Origin of the sequence: Mesorhizobium sp. LNHC209A00, assembly GCF_000502915.1 — a bacterium.
Taxonomy (GTDB): Bacteria; Pseudomonadota; Alphaproteobacteria; order Rhizobiales; family Rhizobiaceae; genus Mesorhizobium.
In genome coordinates this window covers 85,736-101,802 of record NZ_AYWT01000009.1, presented here as the reverse complement: position 1 = coordinate 101,802, position 16,067 = coordinate 85,736, and the positions used below count along the sequence as shown (strand labels likewise).

The following is a 16,067-nucleotide window of genomic DNA, read 5'->3' as shown; positions in this document are numbered from 1 at the left end:
TACGCAGGCAGAAAGAGTCCACCAGACATGGCCCAGCGCGCGTTCAACCTGCCTAATATACTGACCTACGCCCGTATCGTCGCGGTGCCGCTGGTCGTGTTGTGCTTTTTTCTCGAAGGCCATCTGAAATCGAGCGACTTCGCTCGCTGGTCGGCGCTGGTCATTTTCCTGCTGGCGTCCGTTACCGATTATTTCGACGGCTATTTTGCGCGTGCCTGGCAGCAGACCTCCAACATCGGCAAGATGCTCGACCCGATCGCCGACAAGCTGCTGGTCGCCACGTGCCTCTTGCTGCTTGCGGCCGACACCGACCGCCATGCCGGCATCGCCGGCTGGTCGTTGTGGGCGGCCATCATCATCCTGTGCCGCGAAATCCTGGTTTCTGGCCTGCGCGAATATCTGGCGGCACTCAAGGTCTCGGTGCCGGTGACGCAGCTCGCCAAGTGGAAGACCACCATTCAGATGGTCGCAATCGCTTTCCTGCTGGCAGGGCCGGCGGGCGACAAGGTCTTCCCGCTGACAACGCAGACCGGTCTCGTGCTGCTGTGGATCGCGGCCCTCGTGACGCTCTACACCGGCTACGACTATTTCCGCGCCGGCCTCAAGCACATCATGGACGAGTGAGATGACGACCCGTCTCATCTACTTTGCCTGGGTTCGCGAACGGATCGGCATGCCGGAAGAAGATGTTGAACTGCCGGCCGGCATAGAGACGGTCGCCGACCTCTTGCGCTGGCTGCGGTCGCGCGGCGAAGGCTACGAACACGCACTGCAATATCCCGACGTGATCCGCGTTGCCATCAACCAGGAACATGTCGACCACCGCGAGAAGATATCGGGCGCGCGCGAAATCGCGCTGTTCCCGCCGATGACCGGGGGCTGACACTCATGTCGGCCGTCCTGGTAGCGACCGTGCGCATTCAGCGCCCGGATTTCGACGTCGCCGACGAGATCGCCGCACTGACCCAAGGGCGCGTCGACATTGGCGCGGTGGTCACCTTCTCAGGCCTGTGCCGCGACGAGCAGGGCGCGCTCTCGGCACTTGAACTTGAGCACTATCCGGGCATGGCTGAAGCCGAGATCGGCCGCATCGCGACCGAAGCTGGCGAACGCTGGCCGCTGCAAGGCCTCACCGTCATCCATCGCCATGGCAAGATCGCGCCGGGGGAGAACATCGTGCTGGTGGTGGCCGCTTCGGCGCACCGCCAGGCGGCGTTCGAGGCGGCGGACTTCCTTATGGACTACCTCAAGTCGCGTGCACCCTTCTGGAAGAAGGAACATCGCACCGACGGCTCCGAAGGCGGCTGGGTCGAGGCCAAGGAAACCGATACGCAGGCAGCCCGGCGCTGGAAGCGGCCGCCATCCGAATAATACCGTGCTGGCGTCACGGAAAGACAGCAATTCTTCCCCCAACTGGCCACGTGACTGATCTGGGCAAGGGAAACGGTCATGCTGGACAGGATCGCCGAGTTCTTCGTCTTCGGCTTGGTGCCCGACCTTGTTCGTCCATGGCAACCGCGACCGCTCGGCGCCCATCGAATTGACGGGCATTCCGTCGGCCCGGCTCATTCCGGACTGCCGTTCCTCGTTTATGAGGGCGCCGCATGGCCTCATGTCCACGCATATGGATCGGCTGCATGCCGATATGCTGCGATTCGTGCGCGAGAATTGACCGCCAGCAAAGAAAAAGGCCGGCGAAACACCGGCCTTCTCGCATGCAACGTGCAGTGTCGGCTCAGCCGACGATCTCGGTATCGGAGAACCAGTACTTGATCTCCTGCGCGGCCGTTTCCGGCGCATCCGAGCCGTGCACCGAGTTCTCACCGATCGAGAGTGCATGCACCTTGCGGATGGTGTCTTCGGCGGCACTGGCCGGATTGGTGGCGCCCATCACTTCGCGGTTCCTGGCGATGGCGTTCTCACCTTCCAGCACCTGCACGATGGTCGGGCCCGAGGACATGGAGTCCACCAGCTCGCCGAAGAACGGGCGCTCCTTGTGGACGGCGTAGAAGCCCTCCGCCTCTCGGCGGCTCATCCACACCCGGCGCGAGGCGATAACGCGCAGGCCGGCCTCTTCCAGCATCCTGGTGATGGCGCCGGTGAGATTGCGCCGCGTTGCATCCGGCTTGATCATGGAAAAAGTGCGTTCGAGCGCCATGGGTCGTCCTTGTCTGAATTCGAATTGAGAGTGGCGGGCTCTATACAAGCCGCCCGGCTGATTGCCAAGAGGGGTGAGGAGCGGGGGGTGAGGAGTGGTCCGGCAGGCATCCGGAAAGCCAATTGCTTGGCTTACCGGACGACAAACGCCCGGAGCGACAGCGCAGGGCCGGAATGGTCGGTGCTTCCGTGGCTGATCCCGTCGGCCGGTGGGATCAGACGGCTGCACAGCAACGGTTTGCTTGCTATAGTCGCCAGGTCGGCGCCGCGCTGAAGTCGGCCCGAATGGAGACAAGATGACCATGACAGACGATCGTCAGGAGCGCATTCGCAACCGTGCACATCAGATCTGGCAGGAAGAAGGGCACCCGCCCGGTCAGCACGAACGCCATTGGCACCAGGCGGCAGCCGACGTCGACCGGGAGGACGCGGGGAAGCCGACGGTGGGCAATAAGCCGGCCAAGAAGGCATCTGGCGCCGGCAAGGCAAAAGCCCCGCCCAAGCAAGAAAAGCTCATCGCCAAAGCCAGCAAGCCGAAAGCCAGCAAACCAAAGTAGGCTGCGAAGTAAGGTCAGCTGTTCGGCCCCTGATTTCGCAACAGGTTGACGGTGCTCGAGCTGCCCTGCGGATAGAAGGCCGTTGCGGCGTCACGCCGCCGCCGAAACCTTTCGTCCAACCCCGCCATGCAGGTCGAGGCAGCGGGTGAACCACTGCGCCACCACGTCGCTGTCTTCGAGCAACTTGTAAGGCGATGCGATGCGCGCCCATTGCAGTGCGCCGAAGACGATATAGTCGGCGAACAGCGGCGAGGCGCCGCCGATGAACGGCTGGTAGCTCAACATGGAGCGCAGCGGCTCCAGCGCCGCCCGGAAGATTGCCAGGCCGGCGTCGCGTGCGGCGACGACGTCCTCCAGCCGTTTGCCGAAGCGCTGCTCCCGGCTCTTGCGGAAATACGAGCCATTCTGTTCGTCTTGCATGGCATGAAGGTCGACGAGCGCCGCTGTGGTGACGTAAGGGTGGATGTTCGATTGCGACCAGCGCTCGATGAAGCGCGCCATCGCCTTGCCGCCTTCGCCGCCAAACAGGCTAGGCCGATCGGGATAGGCCTCTTCGAGATAGAGCGCGATGGCAAAGGAATCGGTGACGACCTTGTCGCCGTCGCGGATCACCGGAACGGTTTTCGAAACGCCGCCCTCGACGGCGGGCACTTCGAGAAAACGCGTCGGCGCGGTCGAGATATCGAGCCCCTTGTGGGCCAGCGCCATTGTTGCCTTCCAGCAGTGCGGACTGAACGGACGGCCCTCGTCACGCCCGACGAGATCATAAAGCAGAATGGTCATTGGCGCGGGTTCCTTTGCAGTCTAGGTATCGCTCCCGACACCCGAAACAGGCCCGGCGGGAAAAAATGAAACAGCACTTCACGATGTTTGCGGCATACAATCAATGGGCCAACGGCCGCATCTACGATGCCGCCGACGATCTCAACGACGAGGAGTTCAATCGCGACGTCGGCGCCTTCTTCGGCTCGCTGATGGGCACGCTCAACCACCTGCTCGCCGCCGATCGCATCTGGATGAAGCGCTTCACCGGCGAAGGCGCCGCGCCGACGACATTGGACGCTGTATTGTTCCGGGCCTTGCCTGTCCTGAGGACAGCGCGCGAGGCCGAGGACCGGCGGATTATCGACTGGCTCGGCGGGTTGGGCGACAAGGCGCTGTCGGGTCGTTTCACCTATATGACCGTATCGGACATGCGCACCGTCTCGCAACGCCTGGCGCCCGCGCTGGCTCATGTCTTCAATCACCAGACCCATCACCGCGGCCAGGCGCATATGATCCTGACGGTCCTGGGCCGCCCGTCAGTGCCGCTCGATCTGGCGCATTTCCAGCGCACCGAAGAGGGCAGGGCTTTCGCCTGATCCAGATGGTTTCGTTCTAAATTCGACAGCGAACGGTTGGAGCGGACTATCGCAGCATTTTTTTAGACAGCCGCCGAAGCCAGGCCGGTGACTTCGCCATCCAATTGGCTCTGTGTCTGAGCCGCTTCCGCCATCACCCATTGCTTGAACCGCAGCACCTTGCGCGTGGCAAGGCTCTTGTGGGGCGAGACGAAATACCAGCCGGCCGTGTTCGGATGATGGACCGCAAAGGGCGCGACCAGCCTCTCGGCGCGGATGTCGCTGGCCATATAGGCACGGTTGGCGACGGCAAAACCCATTCCGGCATTGGCCGCCTCGTAGGACATCATGCACGAGTCGAAATAGATGCTTTTGGTCTCGCTGAGCACAAAACTGGCCCCGGCGAAACCAAGCCAGGATTGCCAGTTCTGGGTGCAGGTGTCGGAATGCAGCAGCGTGAAGTGCTTGAGGTCGTCCGGCGTCACCTTCGACACCGGCTTGTCGCCGAGAACCTCATGGAACAATTTGCGGCTGCACACCGGGGTCAGGTCTTCCCGAAACAGCAGGTCGGACGGCAGTCCGTTGAAATGGCCGTCGCCATAGCGGATTTCCAGATCGAATTCGGAAGTCGTGAACTCATGCGTCGCGTACGAGGTCGAAACCCGCATCACGATATCGGGATGTTGCTGCTGGAACAGCGGCAGGCGCGGAAACAGCCAGCGCGCGGCAAATGTCGGCAGCACGGATATTTTCAGCACATGTTCCTGTGATTGCCCGGTCGCTTCCATGCTGGCGGCGACGATACGCTCCAGCGCCTCGCGAACGCGCGAGACATAGGTCTCGCCCTCCGGCGTCAGCGACACCGCATTGCCGCCTCGCTGGAAAATCTTGAAACGCAGCTGGTCCTCCAGGCTCTTGACGCGCTGGCTGACCGCCGAAGCGGTGATGAACTGTTCTTCTCCGGCACGCGTGAAATTGCCGTGCCTCGCAGCACTCTCCACGATTTTCAACGAATTGAGGTTGACCTGACTGAGCAGACGCACGGTTTCGACCTTAAGCTTGGCTTACGGTAGCACTAGCATTCCTAATTTTACAGGGGGTGCTAATTTAATTGACTGTTAACCAAGTGTTTGCCCCCACTTGGAGAAGTACAATGAACGCCCATACGATACCCGAATTGCGCTATGCGATGAGCCGCGAGGCCATTATCGGCCACGAAACCGCCTGGAAGGTGTCGAGCTTCGGCGTTGCGCAGTATCTGCACGGCTATGATCCGGCACTGCTTGCCGCGATCGAGGAGGCCGCCCTGAAGCTCAAGGCCAGCCATGCCGTGCACAAGCACCTCGATCTGACCTTCATCACCGGCGCCGACCGTTTCATACCTGAAATCAAGGAGTTGCTGAACGACAAGTTGCGCTTGGAGAGCCTGTCCGACATGATGGGCACGAAGCTGGAACCCTATCCGCTGTCGATCGTGGGTTCGACCGTCACCTTCATGAATCCCAGGGATGGCGCCGTCGAATGGCATTGCGACGGCGTTCCGGTCACCGAACTCATTCCGCTGTCGATCAGCGATCCGCTGGTCGGCGGCCATCTCGAAATCTACTGCGACGATTCCGAGACCGGCCGCGCCATTCTCGAATCCGGCCGCGAGATTCCGCGCAACCGCATCATGCGCATCGATCACAAGATGAGATATGCGACGCTCGGGCAGTTCCTCGGCGTCCTGCACCGCACGGCGCCGATCCAGTTCGGCGAACGCGTCACCCTGGTGCTCAACCAGCGCTCCGTGGCCAAGCCCTATGTCGACGACAACAGGATGTTTTACCTTGCCGCCGACAACGATCACGACCGCGAATGGGTCAATGAGCTGGCCGAGGACGTGTGGACCAATCAGCTGCCGGCCTATCGCCGGTTCGAGGCGGAACATCCGACGCCGGTCCCAGCCGAAGGACCAGTTCCGGGTGGGGCTAGGGAATCATGGTGACAGTCCATGATCCGGAAAAAAGGGAGCCGGTTTTCGGAAAGGATCATGGCCGAGCGCAGAGATAGAGCCCCATGGCGCTTTTTTCGGCATGGATCAGGCTCGGTGTCCGCGCTGGTCTTCGCCACCGGCGCGGTAGCGTTGTGGTCGACAAATGCGCTGGTCGGCAAATCCCTGCTGGCCAGTCACCCGGTGTCGCAGGTGCAGTTCCTGCAATTTGTTGGGGCCGCACTGGTCTTCGCGGCCATCCGGTTGATGAGCCGGGAGAAAGCCACGGCAATCACGGCGAGCACCGCGCTGGTGCCGCTCGCGGTCGGCTTCATCGGTCTGGTCGGCACCATGGTGCTGCAATATATCGCCTTCGCCTCGATGCCGGTGATCGAAGCCAATCTCGTGGCCTACACCTGGCCCTTGATGGTTGCCGCGGCAGTGATCGCCTTCGAAAATCCCCGGCGTCCGGCTTTGCTGGGCCTTGCAGCGGCCCTTGGGTTCGTCGGCGTCGCACTGGTGATTTCGGGAGGCCGCGACCGCACCTGGTTTCAGGGTGATCTCGCCGGCTATTTATGCGCATTCGGGTCCGCGCTGTGCATGGCCTTCTATTCGGTGATGGTGGGACGGCTCGCCACTTCGCCGGACCGCCTGTTGCTGCCATCGTCGCTGGTTGGCGTCGCGTTGACGCTTATATGGTCCGCTCGCGAAGGCATCGCCTGGCCCACCGGAGTGGATCTGGCCCTCGGGCTCTATCTCGGTGCCGGCCCTATGGGGCTTGGTTATTACTTCTGGTCGCGGGCCCTGAAACTTGGAGGCAGCGCGAAGGTGGCTGTCATCGCCTATCTCACGCCGATCGCTTCGACACTGCTGCTGACCTTGTCCGGCGAACGGCTGACGACGACAGCCATTGCCGGAGCCGTCCTTGTCGTCGGCAGTTGCATCGCTGTTGGACTGGAGCGTTCGGAGGCGGAAAATTATGTTTGACGACAATGAACGTCTCGCCAGGCAGGAAGCGCATTGGCTCATCGAGGAATTTGGCGCCGAGGCACCACTTTACGCCGCGATGAGGGCCGAAAAGGCGATCGAGCAGAAGGATTTCGGGCGTTGTGCCCGCTGGAAGCGTATTCTTGAGATATTGGCTGACAGCCGTTCAACCAAGTCTGCCGTATACAAGTATTAGATTTTCTAATTTGCACGACGTCGATTTCGCATAAAAGTAGTTGACGCCAAGTCTTGATTCGTTTTGGGACTTGGCGGGCCCGTTGGGGGCGCGGTTAAAGAGATACATCGACAGAAGTCTTCACTGGGTAGACGACTTTGTCGCAAATAGGGTGAAAGAATTGTCAAATATCGAGGATAAGATCGTTATCGAGCTAACCGCCGATATTGTCTCGGCTTATGTAGGCAACAATCCGCTACCGGCTTCGGGCCTGCCTGACTTGATTGCCAGCGTCAGCGCCTCGGTCCGAAAGCTGGCTGGTGCGGCTGTCGTGGAAAGCCCGAGCCTTGTTCCGGCCGTAAATCCGAAAAGGTCGGTGTTTCCCGACTACATCATCTGCCTGGAGGACGGGAAGAAGTTCAAGTCGCTCAAGCGACACCTCAGGACGGACTACGGTTTGAGCCCTGACGACTATCGCGCCAAATGGGGCTTGCCGCCGGACTACCCGATGGTCGCGCCGAATTACTCCGCGACCCGGTCGGCCTTGGCGAAGTCGACGGGACTTGGCCGCAAGCCGGCCGCTGCGCCGGCAGTCGTGGCCAAGGCGACAAAGCGCGGCAAGGCTGCTGCCTGAAGCCTTGTCGGCTGGCACGGCAGGCCGCTGTCGCGGCTCTGACGGCGCGGTTGTGGGCGCCGTTTCCAGGCCTTGTGCGGCCAACTGGCCCGCAAGGTCTTGCGAAGCGTTGATGTCCAGTGCAAAAGCGCGGCCATGCTTATCATCAACGACCTCTCGCTCCGCATGGCGGGGCGCCTGCTACTCGACCACGCCTCGCTCACCCTGCCGGCCGGCACCAAGGCCGGTCTTGTCGGCCGCAACGGGACCGGCAAGACGACGCTGTTCAGGGCCATAACAGGCGATTTCCCCTCCGAGACGGGTTCGATCAGCCTGCCGAAGAATACGCGGATCGGTCAGGTGGCGCAGGAAGCGCCCGGCACCGAGGACCCGCTGATCGAGATCGTGCTCAAGGCCGACCTCGAACGTTCCGCGCTCCTCGACGAGGAAAAGACCGCCACCGATCCGCACCGCATCGCCGACATCCACATGCGGCTGGCCGATATCGACGCCCATTCAGCCGAGTCTCGCGCGGCCACCATCCTGGCCGGCCTAGGCTTCGACGACGCCGCGCAGCGCCGTCCGGCCTCCTCCTTCTCAGGCGGCTGGCGCATGCGCGTTGCACTGGCCGCCGTGCTGTTTTCAGAGCCCGACCTTCTGCTGCTCGACGAACCGACCAACTATCTCGACCTTGAAGGGACGTTGTGGCTTGAGAACTATGTTTCAAAGTATCCGCACACGGTGCTTCTGATTTCGCACGACCGAGATTTGCTCAACCGTGCCGTCAATTCGATCGTTCATCTCGACCAGAAGAAGCTAACGTTCTGGCGCGGCGGCTACGACCAGTTCGAACGCCAGTATACCGAGCAGAAGGAATTGCAGGAAAAGGGCCGGGTCAAGCAGGAAGCCGCCCGCAAGCACATGGAATCCTTCGTCGAGCGTTTTCGCGCAAAGGCATCCAAGGCAAGGCAGGCACAGTCGCGCATCAAGGCGCTGGAAAAGATGAAGCCGATCTCGGCCATCGTCAACGACACGGTACGGCCATTCTCTTTCCCCGAGCCTGTGAAGACCGTGGCCTCGCCGATCGTGGCGCTGAACAACGTCAATGTCGGCTATACCGAGGGTCAGCCTATCCTGAAGAAGATGACGTTGCGTATCGATGCCGACGACCGCATCGCGCTGCTCGGCGCCAATGGCAACGGCAAGTCGACCTTCGCCAAACTTCTGTCGGGTCGTCTGAAGCAGGAGACCGGCACCATGACGGTGGCGCCGGGTTTGAAGGTGGCGATCTTCGCCCAGCACCAGCTCGACGATCTGCGTCCTGAGGAAAATGCCTATGAGCACGTCCGCCGGCTGATGCCGGAGGCGCCCGAATCGAAAGTGCGCGGCCGCGTCGCCCAGTTCGGCCTCACGACCGAGAAAATGAATACGCCCGCCAAGGATCTGTCCGGTGGCGAGAAGGCGCGCCTTCTGATGGGCCTGTCTGCCTTCGAGGGGCCGAACCTGTTCATCCTCGACGAGCCGACCAACCATCTCGACATCGATAGCCGCGAATCGCTGATCCATGCGCTGAACGAATTCCCCGGCGCCGTTATCCTGATCTCGCACGACCGCCATCTGCTGGAAGCGACCGCCGACAGGCTGTGGCTGGTCAAGGACGGTGCGGTCAATCCCTATGACGGCGACCTGGAGGACTACAAGACGCTGGTCACCGGCGTCTCCGGCGACCGCCGTGGCAAGCGCGAAGCGGACAAGGCTTCAAAAGCCGACCGACGCCGCGACGCGGCCGCACGCCGCGCCGCCTTTGAGCCGCTGGCCAAGGAAATCCGCGCCACCGAAGCGCTGATGGATCGCATCCGCAAACGCATCGATGGCATCGAGGACGAGCTGTCCAATCCGGCGGTCTACGAAAAGGATCCCTCGACCGCGACGCGGCTCGCCAAGGAGCGCTCGCAGCTTGCGCAGACGCTGGCAGGCCACGAGGAAAAATGGCTGACCATGTCGGCCGAATATGAGCAAGGCACGGCGGAGTAGGATGAGCGCTTCTCCTTCTCCCGTTGGGGGAGAAGGTGGCCTCGCGAAGCGAGGTCGGATGAAGGGTATGCCAGGGAACGCCAGCGTCTCATCCGCTAAGACGCCCTCAACATCTCGGCGCTATCACGCCGATCCACCTTCTCCGCAAGGGAGGAGGGAAGGCGCTATCTGGCCCTACACCTGACCGTCGTAAACGGGTAGTTTGCTCCCATGAACCAGCACGCCAACCTCCGCATCGGCCATTCGGCCTGTCCGCATGATTGCCCGTCGACCTGTGCTCTCGAGGTCGAACTGCTCGACGGCAACCGCATCGGCCGGGTCCATGGCGCGAAGGCCAACAGCTACACGTCGGGCGTCGTCTGCGCCAAGGTCGCCCGCTATGCCGACCGCGTCCATCATCCCGATCGGCTGCTGAAGCCGCTGGTGCGCAAGGGCGCCAAGGGCGAGGGCGTCTGGCAGGAAGCGAGCTGGGAGGCCGCACTCGACCTCATCGCCGAGAAATTCGACGCGGCCGAAGCGAAGTACGGCTCGGAGACGGTCTGGCCCTATTACTATGCCGGCACGATGGGGCTGGTGCAGCGCGACGGCATCGAGAGGTTGCGCCACGCGAAAAAGTACTCGGGCTTCTTCGGCTCGATCTGCACCAATCTCGCCTGGACCGGCTGGATGATGGGGGCAGGCGCGCTGCGAGGACCGGACCCGCGCGAGATGGCGAAATCCGACTGCGTGGTGATCTGGGGCACCAACGCCGTGGTCACGCAGGTCAATGTGATGACCCACGCCATCAAGGCGCGCAAGGAACGCGGCGCGAAGATCGTGGTCATCGACGTTTATGAGAATGCGACGATGAAGCAGGCCGACATCGGTCTGGTCCTGAAGCCCGGCACCGACGGCGCGCTCGCTTGTGCCGTCATGCATGTCCTGTTTCGCGAAGGCCTGGCCGACCGCGCCTATCTGCAGAAATACACGGACGATCCTAAGGGCCTGGAGGCGCATCTCGTTACCCGCACGCCGGAATGGGCGGCTGATATCACTGGTTTGACGGTCGCCGAGATCGAGACCTTCGCGCGCCTCGTCGGCACGACGAAAAAGACCTATTTTCGCCTCGGCTACGGCTTTGCCCGCCAGCGCAACGGCGCCGTCAACATGCATGCCGCGTCCTGCATCGCCGCCGTCACCGGCGCCTGGCGGTATGAGGGCGGCGGTGCCTTCCATTCCAATTCCGGCATCTTCAAGCTCAACCAGGAGGTGCTGGAGGGCACGCGCATGCGCGATCCCTCGATCCGCTATCTCGACCATTCCCGCATCGGCCCGGTGCTGACCGGCGCCAGTGACGCGCTCTATGGCGGACCGCCGGTGACGGCGATGCTGATCCAGAACACCAATCCGGTGAATGTCGCGCCCGAGCAGCGGCTGGTGAAGCAGGGCTTCCTGCGAGACGATTTGTTCACCTGCGTGCACGAGCAGTTCATGACGGACACGGCCAAGCTGGCCGACGTCTTGCTGCCGGCGACTATGTTTGTCGAGCATGACGATATCTACAAGGGTGGCGGCAACCAGCACATCACCTGCGGCCCCAAGCTGATCGAACCGCCGGAAGGGCCGCGCACCAACCATTTCGTCATCGAGCAACTGGCCGGGCGCCTTGGTGTCGCCGACAGGCCGGGCTTCGGGCTGACCGAGCAGCAGCATATCGACATCATCCTCGGCAAGCGCGGCTTGGGCAGCTTCGCCAGCTTGGAAGAGCAGAAGTGGATTGATCTGCAGCCGGATTTCGACACGGCGCATTTCATCCGGGGCTTTGGCCATGCGGATGGCAAATTCCGTTTTCGCGCCGACTGGACCGGCCAGGCGGCTCCCAACCGGCCGCCGAAGAGCATGGGCCTGTTCGGCCCGGTGGTGCGATTGCCCGAATTTCCCGATCATGTCGACCTGATCGAGGTGGCTGACGAAGCCCATCCGTTCCGGCTGACGACCTCGCCGGCGCGCAACTTCCTCAACTCGACCTTTTCCGAAACACCGGTGTCGAAGGCCAAGGAGGGCCGCCCGGAACTCCTGCTGCATCCCGATGACGCGGCGGCTCTAGGGCTGGCCGAGGGCGACCGTGTCGAAATCGGCAACACGCGCGGCGAGGTGGTGCTGCACGCCAGATTGTTCGGCGGCGTCAAGCGCGGTGTCGTGATCGCCGAAGGTATCTGGCCGAACAGCGCGCATGAGCGCGGCGAGGGCATCAATGTGCTGACCGGCGCCGACGCCCCGGCACCCTACGGCGGCGCTGCCTTTCACGACAACAAGGTCTGGCTGCGCCGGGCGCAAGAGCTGAGTGCATAGCGGCCGCGAGTATCGATTGCGCCTGATGTCAATTTGTCCGTCGGAATGGGAGAGTGTCGATGGCAGGCGCGATTTCGCTTCTGGGAATACCGCATGACGAGAATTCGTCCTACCTCCAGGGTGCGGCCAAGGCGGCGCCGCTCATCAGGCGCGAACTCACCAGCGATGCTTACTCCTCATGGAGCGAGACCGGCTTCGACCTGACCGGCCGCTTCGTTGATCATGGCGACATCGACTTCGACAAACCTGGCGATCCCTGGCAGCGCATCGAAAGCGAAGTCGGTCGCGCCCTGGACGCTGGCCACCCGCTGATCAGCCTTGGCGGCGACCATGCGATCTCCTGGCCGGTGCTGCGCGCGGTGCGCCGTCGCCACCCGAGCCTGACGATCGTGCATATCGATGCTCACCCCGACATTTATCATACCTACGGTGACAATCCGCGTTCGCACACCTCGCCATTCGCGCGCATCATGGAGGAACGGCTAGCCGACCGACTGATCCAGATCGGCCTGCGCACCGTGAACGACCATCACCGTGATCAGTTCAAGCGCTTCGGCGTCGAGGCCGTGGAGGCCGCTCATTTCGGCGAAAGCCTGTCGCTTGATCTCAAGACGCCGGTCTATATCTCGATGGATCTCGACGGGCTCGATCCAGCCTTTGCGCCCGGCGTCTCCCACCGCGAGCCCGGCGGCCTGTCGACGCGGCAGGTCATCAACCTGATTCAAGGCATCAACCAGCCGATCGTTGCCGCTGATATCGTTGAATACAATCCGAGCCAAGACCTCTCCAACATGACGGCGCTTGTCGCCGCCAAACTGACGAAGGAGATCGCCGGCATGATGCTCAGGACATCGCCCGCGGTGGATTGAGGGCGCGGTCTGGGATCACACCGGCAGGGTTTCGGCCACCTTTTTCCTGTTTTGCCGCTGGCGGATGTCGTCGGCGACCGCCTGGGCTTCGATGCCGATTTCGCGCAACAGCCCGGTGACCGCATTGTGAAAGCCGACCAGATAGAGGCCGAGATCCGAAGCTCGGGCATTGACGCCGCTGGGGCCGGGCTCCGCGCCGGGTTCGAGGAACCTGGCATAGCCTGGCCGGTAGCCGGTGGCGAAGAGGATGGCGTCGAATTCGCCGTGCTTGCCGTCCGCAAAACGCGCACCGCTTTCCGAGATTTCGGCGATGTCGGGCGCCACCTTGATCGCACCTTCCCGGATCTTGCCGATGGTGCCGACATCGATCACCGGAATGCGCGACGCAAGGGCGATCTGCTGCAGCAATCCCTGCTTCGGCCGTCTGAGCCCAAACTTCTCCAGCCTTCCCAGCACCAGATCGAGGATGACGGGGAACAGCGCGTCGTTGATGCGCCGCGGCCCGAGCCGCGTCGCCATACCGACCATCTGGATCGGCACGCCAAAAAGTTCGCGCGGCACGATGTGAACGCCGCCGCGCACCGAGATCGTCGGTCGGGCGCCGCCTTCCACCAGATCGAGCGCAATCTCCGCGCCGGTATTGCCCATGCCGACCACCAGCACCTGCTGGCCGGCAAAAGGCGCGGCGTTGCGATAGTCGGCGCTGTGCAGCGTCTTGCCCTTGAAGGCGTTGAGGCCGGCAAATCTGGGCAGCAAGGGTTCGGCATTGTAGCCGGACGCGATCACCACATGCGAAGCGCGTAAGGCGCCGGAGGTCGATTCCACCCGCCAACCGCGGCCCTCCCGGGCGACCGCCCGCACCGTTTCGCCGAAACGGGGCTCCAGGTCGAAGCGTTTTGCATAGGCGGCGAGATATTCGACCACGAGGTGGCGCGGCACATAGCGCGGATAATCCCTTGGGAAGGGAACGAAGGGCAGCGATGAGTAACGCTTGGTCGTATGCAGATGCACGCGGTCATAGTGACGCCGCCAGGCTGTCGCGGCCTGCTGCTCCTTTTCGAGCATGACGAAATCCTGCCCGGCCTGGCGAAGACACGCGGCAACCGCCAGGCCCGCCGGCCCGGCACCGATGATCGCGACTTTCGTGGTTTCGTCCATGCGCGCCTCCCCTCCAATTGGCGATCCAGAATGTCAGAAACGTGGCAAGGGTGCCACCGGCTCATCCAGGCAGGGGCACCGTCAACCCGACCTTGGCGCGGTCCATGGCGACGAAGGTGCGGAACTTCCGCACATTGTCGCTGCCGAAGAACAGTTTTCGCGTCAGCGCCTCGTAGGCACCCATGTCGGCCACGGTGATGACGAGGATGAAGTCGGCCTCGCCGGTGACATAATAGCATTGCTGAACTTGCGGCTCCGCCGAGAATTGCCGCTTGGCCTCGTCGATCAGTTCGGTGCGTTCGCTCTCGAGCTCCACCTCGACGAAGATAGTGATTGGCTGGCCGACGGCCGCCGGCTCGACAATGGCGACATTGCCGGCGATGACGCCGGTCTGCTCCATGCGGTTGATGCGGCGCTGCACCGCCGGCGCCGACAGGTTCACCGCCTCGCCGATCAGCCGTTGCGGCGTCGTGTTGTCCCGCTGCAGGATGGCAAGGATGGCCAGATCGAAGCTGTCGAGTGAGGCTGGCCACCGAGACATTGTTATCCTGACGAAACAAACTTGCATTTCGAGAGCCAAAATACGGCGCTTTTTGCGCAGGGTTTGCAATATCTTCTCTTGGACGACGCCAAGGAGAGCCGCCAATGTTCCTGCCCAATCGCCATGCCTTGCATCGCCAGCCGCTGGACGAGGCCGATGCCGAAACCGTCGGCATCGCCGGGGCGGATACTGTCGAGCGTTTCCTTGCCTGCCGTGACAATCACCTGACGACGCCGCTGCACGCCCTGCCGGCATTGGCTGGCGAACTCGGTCTCGGCACCTTGCATGTCAAGGATGAGGGCTTTCGCCTCGGCCTAGGCAGCTTCAAGGCGCTGGGCGGCGCCTATGCGGTCTTCCGTCTGGTCCTGGAGGAGGCAAGCAAGCGGCTCGGCCGCTCCGTCGATGTCGGCGATCTCGATCGGCCCGAGGTCCGGTCGGTCGCGGCGACCATGACGGTTGCTTGCGCTACCGACGGCAATCATGGCCGCTCCGTCGCGCAAGGCGCCGAGCTTGTCGGCGCAAAGGCAGCGATCTTTGTCCATGCCGGTGTCAGCGACGGGCGCGTCGCGGCCATCGCCTGCTATGGGGCGGAGATGATCCGCGTCGACGGCAATTACGACGATTCGGTCAGGCAGGCGGCGCGCGTTGCCGCGGAGAAAGGCTGGACGGTGGTTTCCGACACGTCATGGCCGGGCTACGAACGCATTCCGGGCCTCGTCATGCAGGGCTACACGGCGATCGTGCGCGAGGCGCTGGGCCAGATCTCCGAACCGCCGACCCATGTCTTCGTGCAGGCCGGCGTCGGCGGCATCGCGGCGGCGGTCGCCGGCCATCTCGCCATAGTGCTTGGCGAAGCCAGGCCGGTTTTCACGGTGGTGGAACCCGCCCGTGCCGCCTGTGTTTTCGGCGCCGCCAAGGCCGGGCATCCGATCAAGATCACGCATGGCGAGGCGACAGTCATGGCGATGCTCGAATGCTACGAGGCCTCGCCGGTCGCCTGGCGCGTGCTGGCACGCGTCGCCGATGCCTTCATGACCGTCGACGAGGACGAAGCCATCGCCGTGATGCGGCGGCTGGCACGCCCGGCCGGCAACGATCCGGCCATCGTCGCCGGTGAAAGCGGCGGCGTCGGCCTTGCCGGGCTGATCCGGGCGATGGCCGATCATAAGGCCGAGCTTGGCCTCGACGCCACTTCGCGCGTGCTGGTCGTCAACACCGAAGGCGCGACAGATCCCCACCGCTATGCCGAACTCGTCGGCATGAGTCCGGCGGATGTGCTTGCCGGTAATGTGCTTTCTGGAGCGACGCCATGACCTTGATCGATCCAATGACC

Annotated in this window: 18 protein-coding genes; 13 read left to right on the top strand and 5 right to left on the bottom strand. The window is 62.8% G+C overall.

The features are described 5' to 3' along the window. Nucleotides 1–27: 27 nt before the first annotated feature. From pgsA to X739_RS145005, 3 genes are read left to right on the top strand one after another with little or no spacing between them, the layout of a single operon-like run. Entirely contained in the window at nucleotides 28–624 is a 597-nt protein-coding gene (pgsA, locus tag X739_RS144995) for a CDP-diacylglycerol--glycerol-3-phosphate 3-phosphatidyltransferase (protein WP_023773423.1), read from the top strand. 1 nt (nucleotide 625) lies between these two features. Next, on the top strand, nucleotides 626–883 hold the full coding sequence (gene moaD / locus X739_RS145000) for a molybdopterin converting factor subunit 1 (protein WP_023773424.1): 258 nt from the start codon (nucleotides 626–628) through the stop codon (nucleotides 881–883). A gap of 5 nt (nucleotides 884–888) precedes the next feature. Beyond that, nucleotides 889–1,371: a molybdenum cofactor biosynthesis protein MoaE gene (locus tag X739_RS145005; protein WP_023773425.1), complete on the top strand. Its 483-nt coding sequence runs from the start codon at nucleotides 889–891 to the stop codon at nucleotides 1,369–1,371. 364 nt (nucleotides 1,372–1,735) lie between these two features. On the opposite strand, the gene ndk is transcribed toward X739_RS145005, so the two are convergent. Further along, complete coding sequence (gene ndk / locus X739_RS145010; RefSeq protein WP_023773427.1) at nucleotides 1,736–2,158, bottom strand: nucleoside-diphosphate kinase; 423 nt, start codon at nucleotides 2,156–2,158, stop codon at nucleotides 1,736–1,738. Nucleotides 2,159–2,453: 295 nt separating this feature from the next. Here ndk and X739_RS145015 point away from each other — a divergent pair, with 295 nt between their 5' ends. After that, nucleotides 2,454–2,714 carry a DUF2934 domain-containing protein gene (locus tag X739_RS145015; protein ID WP_023773428.1) on the top strand — a complete coding sequence of 87 codons (261 nt, stop codon included), beginning with the start codon at nucleotides 2,454–2,456 and terminating at the stop codon, nucleotides 2,712–2,714. Between the two features lie 90 nt (nucleotides 2,715–2,804). Here the strand turns inward: X739_RS145015 and X739_RS145020 are convergent, their stop codons facing one another. Continuing rightward, the gene (locus X739_RS145020; protein WP_023773429.1) at nucleotides 2,805–3,497 is read right to left on the bottom strand and encodes a glutathione S-transferase family protein; all 693 of its coding nucleotides are present in this window, start codon (nucleotides 3,495–3,497) and stop codon (nucleotides 2,805–2,807) included. A gap of 65 nt (nucleotides 3,498–3,562) precedes the next feature. Between X739_RS145020 and X739_RS145025 the strand changes: the two genes are divergently transcribed. Beyond that, on the top strand, nucleotides 3,563–4,075 hold the full coding sequence (locus X739_RS145025) for a DinB family protein (RefSeq protein WP_023773430.1): 513 nt from the start codon (nucleotides 3,563–3,565) through the stop codon (nucleotides 4,073–4,075). 62 nt (nucleotides 4,076–4,137) lie between these two features. Here the strand turns inward: X739_RS145025 and X739_RS145030 are convergent, their stop codons facing one another. After that, nucleotides 4,138–5,097 carry a LysR substrate-binding domain-containing protein gene (locus X739_RS145030; protein WP_023773431.1) on the bottom strand — a complete coding sequence of 320 codons (960 nt, stop codon included), beginning with the start codon at nucleotides 5,095–5,097 and terminating at the stop codon, nucleotides 4,138–4,140. Between the two features lie 110 nt (nucleotides 5,098–5,207). Between X739_RS145030 and X739_RS1000000170025 the strand changes: the two genes are divergently transcribed. From X739_RS1000000170025 to X739_RS145065, 7 genes are all read left to right on the top strand, one after another. After that, entirely contained in the window at nucleotides 5,208–6,041 is an 834-nt protein-coding gene (locus tag X739_RS1000000170025) for a hypothetical protein (RefSeq protein WP_023773432.1), read from the top strand. A 45-nt stretch (nucleotides 6,042–6,086) separates the two neighbouring features. After that, entirely contained in the window at nucleotides 6,087–7,013 is a 927-nt protein-coding gene (locus X739_RS145040; protein WP_023773433.1) for a DMT family transporter, read from the top strand. Beyond that, nucleotides 7,006–7,209 carry a hypothetical protein gene (locus X739_RS145045; RefSeq protein WP_023773434.1) on the top strand — a complete coding sequence of 68 codons (204 nt, stop codon included), beginning with the start codon at nucleotides 7,006–7,008 and terminating at the stop codon, nucleotides 7,207–7,209. Before X739_RS145040 ends, X739_RS145045 begins: the two co-directional genes overlap by 8 nt. 160 nt (nucleotides 7,210–7,369) lie before the next feature. Beyond that, nucleotides 7,370–7,822, top strand: a complete 453-nt coding sequence (locus tag X739_RS145050) for a MucR family transcriptional regulator (protein WP_023773435.1) — start codon at nucleotides 7,370–7,372, stop codon at nucleotides 7,820–7,822. Between the two features lie 135 nt (nucleotides 7,823–7,957). After that, a complete protein-coding gene (locus X739_RS145055; protein WP_023773436.1) occupies nucleotides 7,958–9,835 on the top strand; it encodes an ABC-F family ATP-binding cassette domain-containing protein in 1,878 nt (625 codons plus the stop codon). 210 nt (nucleotides 9,836–10,045) lie between these two features. Continuing rightward, a complete protein-coding gene (locus X739_RS145060; RefSeq protein WP_023795282.1) occupies nucleotides 10,046–12,166 on the top strand; it encodes a molybdopterin oxidoreductase family protein in 2,121 nt (706 codons plus the stop codon). 59 nt (nucleotides 12,167–12,225) lie between these two features. Further along, the gene (locus X739_RS145065) at nucleotides 12,226–13,035 is read left to right on the top strand and encodes an agmatinase family protein (protein ID WP_031248133.1); all 810 of its coding nucleotides are present in this window, start codon (nucleotides 12,226–12,228) and stop codon (nucleotides 13,033–13,035) included. A gap of 15 nt (nucleotides 13,036–13,050) precedes the next feature. Here X739_RS145065 and X739_RS145070 read toward each other — a convergent pair whose 3' ends face one another. Then, entirely contained in the window at nucleotides 13,051–14,193 is a 1,143-nt protein-coding gene (locus X739_RS145070; RefSeq protein ID WP_023795281.1) for an NAD(P)/FAD-dependent oxidoreductase, read from the bottom strand. A gap of 61 nt (nucleotides 14,194–14,254) precedes the next feature. Further along, nucleotides 14,255–14,734, bottom strand: a complete 480-nt coding sequence (locus tag X739_RS145075; RefSeq protein ID WP_023773438.1) for an Lrp/AsnC family transcriptional regulator — start codon at nucleotides 14,732–14,734, stop codon at nucleotides 14,255–14,257. Nucleotides 14,735–14,838: 104 nt separating this feature from the next. Here X739_RS145075 and X739_RS145080 point away from each other — a divergent pair, with 104 nt between their 5' ends. Beyond that, on the top strand, nucleotides 14,839–16,047 hold the full coding sequence (locus X739_RS145080) for a diaminopropionate ammonia-lyase (RefSeq protein WP_023773439.1): 1,209 nt from the start codon (nucleotides 14,839–14,841) through the stop codon (nucleotides 16,045–16,047). Nucleotides 16,048–16,067 lie beyond the last annotated feature (20 nt).